Here is a 14228-nt window from a genome sequence, read left to right on the forward strand (position 1 = left end):
CAGATTTCGGTGTTTTGGTAACCTATATTTTCGTGTTGCAGATTCGATGGAAGTAGCAACTCAATGCAGCTGCTACCAGCTAGATTAAGTATTTAAATTACATTTGATTTACGGTGCTTTGCCTACATTTAGCTCAACTCACTTCTAAGTGAACCGAGTATTGATTGAGAGCCGATGTGATACTAAAAATCGCGCTTAGACAAGCGCGATTTCCTTTGTATTAAGAGGAAGTACTCCAAATCCAAAGCAAACAAGTTTTACCTGCGAGTTAGGTTAAGCAGTTCTTTGGGGGAGGCTAGTAAGTCAATAGCCACGAAGTAAATTTGACCTTGAGGATCAAGTAAAAATCGCCAAGCAATGTTCATCCCAACATTACCTCCAAACCAAGGAGTTTCGACCGTACCAGTAATTTTATGCTGTGTATAACCGTCTTCTATACTTTCTGAGACGCCTTTGGTTGGCTTCATCACTAATCCCTGCCCTTCATCCCGTAGATATGCAGCGATCGCTTCTCGTCCGACAATCGGTTTCTGGAAGGGCGGTTGCAGCGCACCGTTGTTAGCAAATAAAGCAACAGCAGCTTCAACATTATCTGCATTCATCGCTTCAATGTATTTCAACACTGTCGGTTCTGTGACTCCCTCAATGGTGAATTGGGGGCTTAAAGATGTACGTGGAAACTTAAAGTTTATGACTTGTGCCTGTTTGTTGTCAGCCAGAGCCGGATCAAAACCCATATTTACTACAGTATTCCGTAGTACAGTAATTTGCTGACTCTGATCGATTTTTTGAACTGCTTCTAGCACTGCTTTAACTTGAGTTGACATTTGATAGCCAACTGGCATAGGAGCGACGATACCCTGTTTCATCCACTCTCCTAACTGCCACCAGAATCCTAGCTTCGCGTTGACACCAAAATATGCATAGGAACGGCTGATGGGAGTGTCAGCATTACTCGCTAGATCCCTCATTAATTGCGTTTGCTCTTCATGAGACATCTGCTTAATTTCGTTGAATATTCCTTCCATCAATTGGAGGTTTGCTTTGCCAGGAGCAGCTGGAGTAATTGTACGACCTAGTTCAGTATAGGCATACCAGAGAAATGCTAGTTGATCGTCAATGTTGAGTTCAGCAAACATTGCTGTGGTGGCTGGAACAGCATCTGCCACTTGAGTGTTAGAGAAAATATTGCGTGCGGACTCAATAGTATAATTCATGTTTCTTACCTTAAGTATTTACCTACTAAGCCGTCGTTTTTAGCTACATTTTGTAGCTTGAGGAATAAATCTAGAGAATTTTTCCGGGATGACACAACCATCCCTAGATATTCAAGCTCGAATCATTGCTATTCACTACTCTCGTATCATAGTTGGTAAACATTAATAAAAGACTAAGATTTATAATATTTATCTGATGGATATCATTGAATAAAATGTATATTAACTATTTAGTTTTAAATTTCATATTCTAACAAAAGTAATTTTTAATAATTTACCTTCCTCTAGGAGATAAATAGCTCTATGGCATCTATCTGCGTATATAGATATATCTAAGTCTGGGGCTTTATTAAGCAATAAAAAAGAAATTTAGCAATTGCTAAATTTCTTTTTTCCAACTGCCATATTTGTTGCACCCGTTTTCTCTCCAGTTGTTTAACCTAGTTGAAATCATTGGTTAATCTTCTGGTAAAGGAGAATTTCATACTCTTAATAGAGAAAATAACCTTTAGTTTTAAAAGTCTATTAAAATAGAAAATTTCAATTTAAAGCAGAAGTTTCTCCATCAGATTTATTAATAAACCAGCGCTGTGAGCAGATTTACCAACAGCCAAGCGACTGGTTTTCGTTGTGTGTTTAGCGTAACGCACGCCTAACAGATAATAGGTGCGTTTATTTAGCAGTGCTGTTTTCTATAGATTGTATTAGGAAAATATAGATATGGAATTGTATTAATCTATATATTGCTCTAAATTGCCAAATAATCATCACATTATTATGTCACGCCAAAATAAAAAGCCAAATGGATGTGGATGCTCTAATATTCCGTTTTCTCTAATCATACTGATATTAGGAGGTGGTTATTGGTGGTTTAGTCATAAAGGAAATCTAGATATCAGCAAGCTTTTACCGAAGAATCAACAAATAAGCATTCCGATTTTAAATCCAACTCCAACTACTTCTTCAACCCCAACTCAGACTACTTCTTTAACTCCTACTCCCTCTTTATCAAGTACTCCAAATTCTGCTCCCTATAATAAGCAAGCTTTAATTAAAACAATAACACCTCAAAAAGCACCATTAGCTCAAACTCCTTGGGAGAAGAAAGTAATTAGAGGAATTTATTTAAGCCGCTACCAAGTAACCAATAATGCTGATGAAAAAACGATTCGTGAAAGAGTTCGTTATTATCACTCTCAAGGAATTAATACAATTATTCATGGAGTTTGGGGGAACGGATGTACGATGTACAATAGCGATGTTATGCAGCAAACGCTAGGGTATAAAAGTTGCCCAAACCAGTTTCAAGAGCGATGGTTAGATTGGTTGATTGATGAAGCGCATAAACAAGGGATGCAAGTTCACGCTTATTTTGAGAAGGGTATTAAAATAGATAAAAATAGTCCGATTTTTGATTTGGCGATCGCCCGAAAATGGATTGTCCCAGGAGTGGATAAAACCTACGCTGGAATCGATCATTATGTACTTGATGTAGAGATACCTGAAGTTGCTAATTTTTTTAAAAATGTCTTAGTAGAGTTTGTCAAAAAATATCCTAATATTGACGCAGTTCAATGGGATGATTATCTAGGTTATTATGCTGAATTACCTGGGAAAGTTGACCGCACCGCAAATTTAACTAATTTTGTGCGACAAATGTCAACCTCTATGAAAAAAGCTAATTCTTCGGTAAGTTTTGATATTTGTCATCATAACCCCTATTGGGCTAAAAAATATTTTGCGGCTGACTGGGAGAGATGGGGTGTGGATCGCGTATTTATTCAAGCTTATAATGATGGTAATTTTGTTGAGGAATTAAATTACGCTCAACAATATGCTGGAGTTGCAATTACAGATCGGCAATTGGGTCGTTTAAAAGAATTAGTTGAGAACCCAAAAATCAAAAGTATCTTAGTTTTTCCGTTTTCAGGAAACCCAGAAAAAACAGTTTCTAACTTAAAAAACTCGATGTGATGCTCTGCAAATAATTTGGTTGGGAGACAAAGAATAATCAAGAAAGCATAATAAAAACACGTATAATTTATGCGATCGCTTTTAGCACTGACCCCTGAGCGATCGCACTCCAAACTTCATCACTAGCAACTACATTTTTTATTTTTGCGAGTTACCGCATATCTGCGGCTTTGAGCAGATATGTGGTAATATATCAGATTCTTCGCAATGCTCATGCAAAATTGCACGATATTTACCAGGTAAGGCACAGGTCGATGACTGAAGCAAGATAACTGCTAACGCAACAAATAACAGGGAAAAAGCCAATGTGTTGATGCTTTTGAGCGCTTGGTTTGACTGCGTTAGTGAGCAGATAATTGTGATTGCGATGTAGAAGGATGTCGTATATGCGCTGGAAAAGTCAGGTCGGGATATATGAGAAGATACAGCAGTATCTGTTCAAAAAATGATAAACTTAAACACCAGCAGGTTGTTCATTAAGCAATTCTTCTGCCACCTCGTCCACCGTTTTTGTGAGGTAAACGGCTCGTTCATCTACTGCCCTTACCCAGTCAACAGGAAACCAGTGGTGTTGACCATCAGGAGCATTATTCTTCGTCAACTTGACGTACTTGCCTCCCTCCACGGAGTCAATATTCCCAATATGTGTGTCAGATGCCCCTTCTAAACCACCTGGGCCTTCTGCATAGACTGGCAAATGTTCTTTAATCTGTGATACGTCCATTTTGTACCTCTTGATTGAATTGGTAAAAAGTCTGACCTAAGTCCTACAAAGTCGTTTTGTTTGTAAGCAGGTAGATTTTATTCAATTACACTAGAGAATACGCTGCATTCTTGATCATGTGCTTCATTCTACAGACAGATGGTATTGTACCGAAATCAGTACTTTATAAAAACCTCTTAGGGATTAATGCTTAAGGGAATGTTGAATGGTTGAACTTGATCTGAGATGATACCAACCCCGAAAACTAGAGTGGTTTATCAGCTATAAGCAAAGGAAAGGATGGAATTAATACCTGAAATTTTCCAACAATTTTGCTGTCTGCTGTGGATGTACTAAAGTATTAGCACACAAAATGCCAGATGCCGCTACGGCAGGCACACCAATTCCTGGCATGGTGCTGTCACCGACGCGATACAAACCCTTAATTGGTGTGTGTGTGCTAGGAAACATACCCTTTCCCGCTGCGATTGCAGGGCCATAAGTTCCTTGATAACGCCGCAGATAATGGGCATGAGTTAGCGGTGTACCGATAAGTTCTAAAACGACGCGATCGCGAATATTAGGGATAATCTTTTCTAAAGCCCGATATAAAGATTTTGCCTTTTGCTGTTTCTTCTCTTCATATCGATCATTCCGTCCCCAGCCAGTATAAGGTTCGAGTGTGTAAGCATGAACTACATGATTACCCTCTGGCGCTAAAGTCGCATCCCACACACTGGGAATCGATATCATGCAAGTATTACCTGGTGCAGTGATATCTTGACTAGAATCATGAATTACCACATGATGTCCCGTCAAATTTTCCAAATCATCTGCCCGAATACCTAAGTGTAAATGCATAAAGCTTTCAACTGCTGGTGTCTCTAAGGCAACTTGACGGTCAAATGCAGGTAAATCTTCTGCACGTAATAAGTGATTGTAAGTGTCCCAAATTGTCGCATTAGAAATCACTACAGGCGCTTGGACAACTTCACCCTTTTGCAATTTCACACCAACAGCTTTACCCGATTCCACCAGAATTTGCTCGACATGACATCCTAATCGTAACTGACCACCCCAGCGTTCTAATCCTCGTACTAAAGCCTTAACTATTGCCGCACTGCCTCCTAAAGGATATTCGACTCCAGCGCGAGAGCGTTCGCCTAACATAAAAGCAACCTCTGGAGCGATCGTGCCATGTGCCTTTAAACCAGAAAGTAGAAAGCATTCCAAATCGATGAGCCTTCGTACCCAAGGGTCTTGCACTGTTGCATCCATTACATTACCAACAGAAGCCTGGACAAGCGGCAAGTAAGGTAGTATTTTTGCTAAAGTGGGTAGATAACGTCTTAACAAAATCAAAATCACTTGCCAATCTGCCCTCAGTGCTAGGGTAGGAATGTCTCTCATTACCTCGTATAACCCTAACAAGCGTTCTTCAAACTGCTGGAGTTCTCTAGCACCTTTGGGCGTAATTTTATGCACCTCATGATGATAACGCTCAGCATTGCTATAAACTGCAAAAGTACCTTCAGGAAAGTGGTAGTGTCCTAACGGATCATAAGGTATAACTTGAATGGATTCGCCCAAAATATCCAGAATTTGTTTTAGAGGATTCAAACTCTGGGGATCACTCAGTCCACAATAAAAGGAGGGGCCAGAATCAAATTCAAATCCTCGCCGTCTAAAACTATGGGCAGCACCTCCAGGAATTGTGTGACTTTCATACACAATAACTCGCTTTCCATAACGAGCAAGTAACCCAGCTGTACATAGTCCGCCGATACCACTCCCAATAACTATGACATCAATATCTTTTTTGTCATTTGTCATTTGTCCTTTGTCCTTTGTATAGCTTCAACTAATATTTATTCTTGATTGTCTACTAATAACCAATGACCAATGACTAATACTTCGACTTCTCTACGAGACGCTACGCGAACGCTCAGTACAAGTGACCAATGACCAATGACCAATAACCAATAACCAATAACCAATGACCAATGACCACTGACCACCGACTAATGACTAATGACTTACGATCAATGACTGAACCATTAATTGAACTGAAAGGTGTTTCTAAGTCCTTTGGTAGCCATAAAGTTTTAGATAATGTTGATTTGACAATTTACCGAGGAGAAGCGCTAGGGATTATTGGGCCTTCAGGGACTGGGAAATCGACTATTTTACGGTTAATCGCGGGGTTAATGGCTCCCGATGAAGGAGAAATTTATGTGCAAGGAGTACGGCGCAACGGTTTGATTGAGGATGGTAGCGACCCGATTGGCATTGGTATGGTATTTCAACAAGCGGCATTATTTGATTCGTTAACAGTGGAGGAGAATGTAGGGTTTTTACTTTATCAAAACTCTAAACTAATGCGATCGCGCATTCGAGATTTGGTAAAAGAAAAACTGGATATGGTAGGTTTGCCAGGAACAGACAATCTCTACCCAGCGGAACTTTCTGGAGGAATGCGAAAACGGGTAAGTTTTGCTCGTGCGATTATGTCTAATCCTGATAATCCCAAAGACACCCCGGAAATTTTACTATACGATGAACCAACAGCTGGACTTGATCCAATTGCCTCAACTGTGATAGAAGATTTAATCCGCTATTTGCAATGCACACAAGGAGTTTGTGGTACTTATGTGATCGTTACCCACCAAGAAAGTACGATACGGCGTACATCAGACAGGCTTATCTTTCTCTATGAAGGTAAAGTGCAGTGGCAGGGTACAGTTAGTGAGATGGATAGCACAGAGCATCCGTTGATCAGACAATTTGTTAGTGGGAGTGTACACGGCCCAATTCAGGTAGTTGGCTAATCAGTTTTGAGTGTCGAGTGCTGAGTAAAAAGATTTATACTCAGGAATCAAGACTCAGGACTCAGGACTAATTGTTGGTGAAGGAACAAAAATGCGAGAAATTACAAGCCGCTTCGCATCTGCGCGAACATTTAGAGAAGGGTCTGTGGGGTTGCTACTCCTTCTAGGACTTGGAGTATTTGGATTAATCTTTCTATGGCTTAATAGATACACTACTGGTCGTAGTTCATATAAAGCTATTGTAGAATTTGCCAACGCTGGCGGAATGCAAAGGGGAGCGCCAGTTCGTTATCGTGGCGTTAAAGTCGGCAGTATTTCCAAGGTTGAACCAGGGCCAAACGCCGTGGAAGTGCAAATTGAAATTGCCCAAGCTGACCTAATTATCCCCCGTAATGTGGTGGTGGAGGCTAATCAAAGCGGATTGATTAGCGAAAGCATTATCGACATCACACCAAAAGGGACGATACCTCCAGGGGTTACTGTTGCTAAACCGCTAGAGAGAAATTGCGACTCTAATCTCATTGTTTGTAATGGGTCACGGTTAAAAGGTCAAATTGGCATCAGCGTTGATGACCTGATTCGCAGCTCAACTGACTTAGCCACCACATACACTAACCCAAAATTTTATAACAATGTCAACAGAGTTCTAGAAACCACTACAGGGGCGGCATCTAGTTTTACTGAGTTAAGTCAAGATATCCAAGGTTTGACCAAAAGCTTACGCCAACAACTAAACACGTTTTCAGCTACTGCCAATACAGTACAACGATCAACAAATAAACTCAGTGCATCTTCGGCTCAAACTGTCGAACAATTTGGTGTCACAGCAAAAGAATTTAGTTTAACTGCAAATCAAGCAAGACGTTTATTGGGCAACATAGATAACCTGTTAACAACAAATCGTTCTTCGCTGGTGGGCGCTTTGAATAATATCACCGAAACTAGTAATCAACTCCGCGTTACAGTCAACAGTCTATCTCCCACTGTCAATCGATTGAACCAAGGACAACTACTGCAAAACTTAGAAACCCTTTCGACAAATGCAGCGCAAGCATCAGCTAATTTACGCGATGCTTCTAAAACTTTAAATGATCCAAAAAACATTGTGCTACTGCAACAAACCTTGGACTCAGCACGGGTAACATTTGAAAACACCCAAAAACTCACATCGGATTTGGATGAGTTGACTGGTGACCCAGCTTTCCGACAAAATCTTCGACAACTCGTGAATGGTTTAAGTACTTTGGTGTCTTCTACGCAGGAAATGCAGCAGCAAACGCAAGTTGCTACTACTTTAGACTCGGTAAAAGTTGCTGTGAGCAAACCCAATACTATAATTACCAGACCAACACCAAATCAACGAGCAATTATACAGCAGCAAGTGCAGGTTGCTACTACTTTAGATTCGGTAAAAGCTCCTGTGAACAAATCAAATGCTGTAATTCCTACCGTAACTCCAACTCAACAGACGTTCACAACAAATCCAGCATCTACTACTTTTAATAGTGCTGGCACAAAAGAACAACCAATAGTCACTCCATCTACAGCTAACTCATCCCAAGAAGACCTCTTAAAGCAACTGCGGGAGTACGGAAAGCAACGGGAGCAGGATACGGGGAAATAAGAAGATTCGCTTAATATTAGGATGATGAGCATTTTACTCAAAACGCCCAGACTAAAGTTAAGTCCTTGTCAAATACAGGATCTTCCGTCTGTTCACGCATTGTGGACTAATCAGCGTGTTCGCTATTTCCTCTTCGATACCGAGTAATCTCTTTAGAAGAAGCACGCTCGTTTATCGAGGATAGCTTGTCGAACTTTGAACAACACAGCTACGGACTCTGGTTAGTTTTTGCTGATGTTAGCTATCTTGCTGGCTTTGCTGGTTTCCTACCGTCAGAGTCAGCAGTTCCCAGTTTGATTTATGGGATTCATCCGGATGTTTGGGGGAACGGTTACGCAACAGAAGCAGCTGGCGCTGTATTGCGCTACGCTTTAGAACAGCTTGCATTTCCTAAAGTTATAGCAGATGTAGATGAACCAAACGCTGCATCCGTAAAAGTGCTTGAAAAAATAGATATGAAGCAAACGAGGCGTTCTGTAGTTAAGGGACGCCCACTTCTTTACTTTGAAAGTTAGCCTGAACCAGTGCCGTAGTGAGTTAGCGTGGTCTTGGGGAGCCACTTGGAGTCTCCCCGGAGCAAGTGGCGTGGTTTGTTCTGTGAGCAACTGCTAGCCTAAAAGCATTCTATATAACTAGATACTCTAAGCTATGCATGAAGCGATCGCCACTGCTCTTGGCACACAATCTGTAATACCCCTACTTCACACTCAGAAACGCTATTTTATTAGCATTAAATCCCTCAAACAGCAAAGTTAAAGCTCCAGTTTTGATATCTACCTTATAGAGATTATTAATTGCTACATATCTAGGAGCAGCAAGAGCAATAAGTTCGCCCGTAGGAGAGCAGGCAAGACCTGCTAAGCCATTCTTCCAAACTTCATTTTGGAAATTTAATTGTACTAGCTTGGTTACTTTTTGAGCAGCCAAGTCTATCTGCACAAGGTTAGTGTAGCCTGTTGGATCGTTAGAGCTAGCGTAGATAGTCCCATCTGGGCATTGAGTCAGAGTAGAGAAATTATGAGTTTGTGGTAGTGGGAAGCCAGTGGAAATCAGATTGCCTTTAGAGCGACTAATCTTGACTATCCTGCTGGAGCCAAAAACACTACTTTTAGCAACTATAGCAACGAGTGAGTCCTTGTCAAGAGCTTCCACGCTCCTAATTTTTTCATCCTGACCTAATCCTGTGATTGTCAGTGTGTTTGAATTGCTCTTGCCAATTGTTTTGAGCTTATTTTGTTTTTGCTTCTTTCTTCCCTTCTTATCTGTTCCAGTTTCTTTGCCGATGGAACTACTACTTAGGTTGAGTTCGCCATTAAATGAAGATAAACCAGTAAATTCCTCAAGATCATTATCTAGCTGGAGTATGGTCTTAATGAAATTTTTAGTTTCATCCAAGACTTGAAGATTGAGTACATTTTTAGAGCTGAGATCAAGTAGATTTAAAGACTTGAGATCGGGTATATTCACAGACTGGATTTTGATAGTACCAGTTTCGACATCAGCTAGTACACCAAACAGATTTTTAGTGGGAGACTTAGCCAAAGTCTTGTCTGCACCCAGGTATGCCAGCCCAGCTAATGTAGTGCCAGCGATCGCAACTTGACCAAAACGGCGACGTGTTAATAATCGATTCATTTTTTACTCCGAGAATAGCTGAGTATTTTTGACAGGTAGGAGTAGAAGCAAGGTATCTGCAACACTAAATAGATTGAATGCTGTAAATAAAATTAAGCGCTCAGCAACTTCACAACCTCAATAACGCTTGACCTTGCCAACTACTAGGGTTTATCGGAATTAATTTGCCCGAACCTCAATAAATGATATTTTGTCATTGAGGTCATCTCCCACATAAACGTATGTACCAGCCGTGAACTCCCGGCATATCCCAGTTCCATCAGCGTTGGTACAGACGCGGGCAATTAAGCCTACAGGTACGCGTAAAGAACTAATTTTATCGTTACCCACAATATTTAAGCCACCTTGATTAGCTCTGTATGTACCTATGGGGAAGCTTTGGGTATTTCCTGTTAAATTCCGGTCTGAGGCGGCAGTTACTTGCAGGCGATCGCTCGTTGAACGCACTTCGATAAAGGATATTTTGTCGTTGAGAGCCGTTCCTATATTTGGGTAGTTCCCAGCCCCATACTGAACGCAATCACCACCAGTTTCATTTTTACAAAAGCGTGCGACTAAGCCCGCAGGCACTTTAATCGAGCTAATAGTGTCGTTACCGATAATATTTAAGTCGCCTCGGTTAGCTCTAAAGATCCCGATGGGGAAACTTTGGGAAATTCCACCAAAATTTTGATTTAAGTAAACAGTTACTTGTGGTTGAGGATTGGGAACACCAACTTGCAGCCATGTTGCTATTGATGGAATTCCTGCATTATCAGTAATAAACAACATATACCAAGACGGTGGTGCTAGATTGGGGTTAGTCGTTAGCTGCACAGTCAAGGAAGTGGCAGTCCGAGAATTAATCGGTACATCCACTAATCTCTGGTCTGTATCCAGACCATGAGTAGTTGCCATTGGTTTGATCAGACTGACCCATTTAATGTTTTCAGCTTGCGGTGTCTCAATTGTAAATGTGCCGCCATAGTTCAAAACTGTGGGCGCATTTTGAATCACTGGTCGGGTTTGTGATGTGTAAGCTGGACTGTAGATTTCCAAGCGCAGTTCATTATATCCGCCTGATTCATTCACCCGTAGTGGGTTACCCCCACCTGTAGCCACTCGCCCATCGGGCAGCAGCAAAGCTACCGAATGATATAACCGAACTACTTCTGCCGTTTGTGCAACTGTCCAAGTGTTTGTGGCGGGATTGTAAATTTCTGCTGTTCGTGCTGCTTGAGTTCCGTTTTCTTCTGCCCCAGAGCCATTACATACAAATACGGTGCGATCTGGCAGGATGACAGCATTGTGGTGCATCCGTGCAAAGTTGAGTGGTGGCGCAGCTGTATAAGTTGGTGTAGTAGCGTTTAAATCAACAATATTGACTCGCTTTGTGGCTATCTTGTTATACCCACCGCCAAGGATGAGTACTTTCTGGTCTTGGGCTGGTGGTAGCAGCACGCTGGCAGATTGGTTGCTATAATTTATATCTTGCAACCCACTGACTGGCGTTTCTATAATGGTTTGGGTAATATCTGTTGGCAAGGTCAGGATGCGTGGACTAACTCCGTTGTTACCCCCAAAGCAAGCACCTGAATAGAACAACTTCCCACTACTCAAAAGAAACAGGTGGGCATAGAGCGCAAGACGGCTAGTGGCTTTATATTTTGTCCAAGTGTCCTTGGACGGGTCATATATTTCTGGCACTACCGCCAGGTTACCATTGACATCCAATCCTGATACAGCAAAGATCCGACCGTCACCGAGTGTGATTAGAGTCGGGTACCAGCGACCGTAATTCATCCACTCTACGTTATAGTTCCACTGCTCAGTGTTGGGGTCAAAAATCAGAGCATCTGGCAAACCGTGAAATGGGTCATACTGTAATGTTCCACCTGCAACAAACAGGCGACCGTCTGATAGGAAGGAATGACCAGCACAGAATATGTCTACTGGCCTCCCTTCTGGATTAATGGGAGTCGTAGGTTGAACAAACGTATCATTTTCATAGTCCCACACTGCACTACCATTCGGGGTATTTTGATTCGTGGGATCGTTGCCTGAACCAGCAAGAAATAATATTTTTCCTGTACGCAACAAAGCAGCGTGTAGAGGTAATATTGGACTGTTTTGTGAAGCTAATTGCCAAGTCATTTGATTTGAGTTACTCCTTTAGGTACAAGAAATTAGTTGCTCATAGGCGAGAATTCGGCATTACAGAAAATACTGTGAAGTCTATTGGTTTCGGATTTCAATTCCAATAGTTCCACGGCAAACGAATCACTCACTTCAATCAACCTTTGAGGCAGAAGCGAGTCTGGGTCGCCCGATTAATAGGGCTAACTCCCAAATTAGGAAGGAGTTCCTGAGAAATAGTTCATAGTTAGAAAGCCCAAAAACTAGTAAGTAGCGTCATTCAGTGCGCTTTTTATGATTGCGATCGCTTGACTAAAAATCCGAAGCCCCTTCCAGCAACGATGTATACTTAACTACAACCCTACGATAAGCTAAGTACAGCATTTCATAAATTAGTGACCCATTGAGTTAGTTACTGCCAAGTCTTAGATCAGCTTAATAGTGTAACTAACTTGTGAAATTTTGTACTCAGTCTGGGTTTGACTGTACTAAATCAGGAATTAATTCTGCTTATAAATTTTTTAGTTTATTTACACTAACGGTAATAAACTACCATTAAAAAATATACTTATGTAAGTATTTTAACAAAAAGAATACAATAGTTGTTTGACTACTACGAGATTTTAAAATTCCCAAGATTACTATTATGTAACGCTTACACACAATTTTCAGCTTCAAATAGTTTATAAATTTTTGATAAAGTACTTGCGTTTTATACTCAGCTCGAATTTATCCATTTTTGTCTATTAACATAATATTTGCGGTCTTGTTACCTTTTGGGAATCAATAAATGGGCTATTTTCAGTCAAAAGGTAGAGGGCAAAAGGTAGGCAGAAGGGTTAAGCAAGAAAACTCCATAAATGTAATCACCACGCGAGAGCCAGGGGTGATTGTAAAGCTAGCGATCACAGCTGGCGACTGCTGCAAGAAAGTGAAGTCAAACAACAAATTATTCTATTGCTGTTATGGCGGGGAAGTGCTAAATTTTGCAGAAGCAGATCCAGGCGATCGCAGTATTAAGACAAGATAGGTGTTTTATTGCTGCTTCTCGTCTCCTTGAAGTAACTTTTGAAGATATTAACAGCCGCATTGCTCTAAGGTTTAGAATTAAAACAAGAACGTTGGGTGAGCAATGACATCTTAATAGACTTTCTGTAGAACATCACTTCTTCCCTCAGCATCCAAAACTCAACGCAGATTTCGCTGGCATTGGCAATACTTCAATACATTGGTTAACGCTTCTTGCCCAATGCGAAGCAGATTCGTTTCGACCTCTTTCGGTAAAGCATAGGGTTCACCGATCGCTTTGCAGACTACCTAAACTGGTGTATGGGAAAACATTTGAGTAGCGAGTAATCGTCAAGAAACACGATTGATTAACGGCGTTCAACAGCACGTTTATATGTACGCGTGTCATAACCTAATTATTGTAGATGGTCTGACCAAAGCGATTGAATAATTCTTTGGGCATCCTCATCCTAGCTTTTCCCTCAGACAGGCGGGGGCTTTCGCTAGTAAAAAAGAACGGGTGTCGGTTTAATAAGCGATACCCGTAACAAGAATCGAATAAGCATATGGAGATTTTATGATTATTCTGTTTAGCTTACAAGCTTAGTCTCAAATTAATCTTTGCAAAGAATATACACTTACTACTTACTGTATGACTTTGTTGAATTAGAAGTTCAGTATAGGAAGACCACAACAAATCTTTCAAAGCACGTCACCAACACCACCGACAAGCGGATGCGGCTTGTGATTCAAGTTCCTATTTCTAGGTAGACCACAATAGGCGGATTGACTGCCGCAACGCGATCGCTCCTAAGCTTAAGAAAATCTGCACGAATGTTCATCTCAACCTACAAGAGGATTAGGTTTCTCGAAGAAAGACCATGAATATAACTTTCTGATTGATGGTTGCAATTAGACTTTCTTGAGTAAGTTGAAAAGCTAGGACTTAATTAAGTAAAGAAAGTCATTGATGCTTACTGCTACTGGAGCAATCCCCTCGAAGTTCATAGCATAACTGCATCAAAGGAATCAGGCTCAATCTGAACTTAATAAATTTTTACTTTAAGACAACAATACGATTTATGTATTATACAATCATCTGCTGACTATCTATGATGGCTAGT

The 14228-nt window shown here is 40.9% G+C and carries 11 protein-coding genes; 5 read left to right on the top strand and 6 right to left on the bottom strand.

Annotation, left to right across the window (positions count from 1 at the left end):
* Positions 1 to 257 precede the first annotated feature (257 nt).
* Entirely contained in the window at positions 258 to 1217 is a 960-nt protein-coding gene (locus WKK05_RS02850) for an orange carotenoid protein N-terminal domain-containing protein (RefSeq protein ID WP_341528300.1), read from the bottom strand.
* A gap of 777 nt (positions 1218 to 1994) precedes the next feature.
* Here WKK05_RS02850 and WKK05_RS02855 point away from each other — a divergent pair.
* Positions 1995 to 3191 (top strand): family 10 glycosylhydrolase, encoded by a 1197-nt coding sequence (locus tag WKK05_RS02855; protein WP_341531009.1) that lies wholly within the window; start codon positions 1995 to 1997, stop codon positions 3189 to 3191.
* A gap of 454 nt (positions 3192 to 3645) precedes the next feature.
* Here WKK05_RS02855 and WKK05_RS02860 read toward each other — a convergent pair whose 3' ends face one another.
* The 3 genes from WKK05_RS02860 to WKK05_RS02870 all read right to left on the bottom strand — a co-directional run bounded on the left by WKK05_RS02860 (position 3646) and on the right by WKK05_RS02870 (position 5891).
* On the bottom strand, positions 3646 to 3915 hold the full coding sequence (locus tag WKK05_RS02860; protein WP_341528301.1) for a DUF2171 domain-containing protein: 270 nt from the start codon (positions 3913 to 3915) through the stop codon (positions 3646 to 3648).
* A 285-nt stretch (positions 3916 to 4200) separates the two neighbouring features.
* Positions 4201 to 5727, bottom strand: coding sequence for an NAD(P)/FAD-dependent oxidoreductase (locus WKK05_RS02865; RefSeq protein ID WP_341528302.1), 1527 nt, complete (start codon positions 5725 to 5727; stop codon positions 4201 to 4203).
* A gap of 35 nt (positions 5728 to 5762) precedes the next feature.
* Positions 5763 to 5891: a hypothetical protein gene (locus WKK05_RS02870; RefSeq protein ID WP_341528303.1), complete on the bottom strand. Its 129-nt coding sequence runs from the start codon at positions 5889 to 5891 to the stop codon at positions 5763 to 5765.
* A gap of 48 nt (positions 5892 to 5939) precedes the next feature.
* Between WKK05_RS02870 and WKK05_RS02875 the strand changes: the two genes are divergently transcribed.
* From WKK05_RS02875 to WKK05_RS02885, 3 genes are all read left to right on the top strand, one after another.
* Positions 5940 to 6722, top strand: a complete 783-nt coding sequence (locus WKK05_RS02875) for an ABC transporter ATP-binding protein (RefSeq protein WP_341531010.1) — start codon at positions 5940 to 5942, stop codon at positions 6720 to 6722.
* Between the two features lie 91 nt (positions 6723 to 6813).
* Entirely contained in the window at positions 6814 to 8346 is a 1533-nt protein-coding gene (locus tag WKK05_RS02880) for an MlaD family protein (RefSeq protein WP_341528304.1), read from the top strand.
* A gap of 185 nt (positions 8347 to 8531) precedes the next feature.
* Positions 8532 to 8861 (top strand): GNAT family N-acetyltransferase, encoded by a 330-nt coding sequence (locus WKK05_RS02885; protein WP_341528305.1) that lies wholly within the window; start codon positions 8532 to 8534, stop codon positions 8859 to 8861.
* Between the two features lie 181 nt (positions 8862 to 9042).
* Here WKK05_RS02885 and WKK05_RS02890 read toward each other — a convergent pair whose 3' ends face one another.
* Positions 9043 to 9981, bottom strand: coding sequence for a hypothetical protein (locus WKK05_RS02890; RefSeq protein WP_341528306.1), 939 nt, complete (start codon positions 9979 to 9981; stop codon positions 9043 to 9045).
* Between the two features lie 159 nt (positions 9982 to 10140).
* Positions 10141 to 12114, bottom strand: a complete 1974-nt coding sequence (locus tag WKK05_RS02895) for a galactose oxidase-like domain-containing protein (RefSeq protein WP_341528307.1) — start codon at positions 12112 to 12114, stop codon at positions 10141 to 10143.
* 772 nt (positions 12115 to 12886) lie between these two features.
* On the opposite strand from WKK05_RS02895, the gene WKK05_RS02900 reads away from it, so the two are divergent.
* Positions 12887 to 13126 (top strand): hypothetical protein, encoded by a 240-nt coding sequence (locus WKK05_RS02900; protein ID WP_341528308.1) that lies wholly within the window; start codon positions 12887 to 12889, stop codon positions 13124 to 13126.
* Positions 13127 to 14228: the final 1102 nt, after the last annotated feature.

The sequence above is a fragment of the Nostoc sp. UHCC 0302 genome, from assembly GCF_038096175.1.
Taxonomy (GTDB): Bacteria; Cyanobacteriota; Cyanobacteriia; order Cyanobacteriales; family Nostocaceae; genus UHCC-0302.

Coding starts and splice junctions, on each gene's coding strand:
- WKK05_RS02865 (WP_341528302.1), bottom strand. CDS start 5,727: ATGACAAATGACAAAAAAGATATTGATGTCATAGTTATTGGGAGTGGT.
- WKK05_RS02880 (WP_341528304.1), top strand. CDS start 6,814: ATGCGAGAAATTACAAGCCGCTTCGCATCTGCGCGAACATTTAGAGAA.
- WKK05_RS02860 (WP_341528301.1), bottom strand. CDS start 3,915: ATGGACGTATCACAGATTAAAGAACATTTGCCAGTCTATGCAGAAGGC.
- WKK05_RS02855 (WP_341531009.1), top strand. CDS start 1,995: ATGTCACGCCAAAATAAAAAGCCAAATGGATGTGGATGCTCTAATATT.
- WKK05_RS02850 (WP_341528300.1), bottom strand. CDS start 1,217: ATGAATTATACTATTGAGTCCGCACGCAATATTTTCTCTAACACTCAA.
- WKK05_RS02890 (WP_341528306.1), bottom strand. CDS start 9,981: ATGAATCGATTATTAACACGTCGCCGTTTTGGTCAAGTTGCGATCGCT.
- WKK05_RS02895 (WP_341528307.1), bottom strand. CDS start 12,114: ATGACTTGGCAATTAGCTTCACAAAACAGTCCAATATTACCTCTACAC.
- WKK05_RS02900 (WP_341528308.1), top strand. CDS start 12,887: ATGGGCTATTTTCAGTCAAAAGGTAGAGGGCAAAAGGTAGGCAGAAGG.
- WKK05_RS02875 (WP_341531010.1), top strand. CDS start 5,940: ATGACTGAACCATTAATTGAACTGAAAGGTGTTTCTAAGTCCTTTGGT.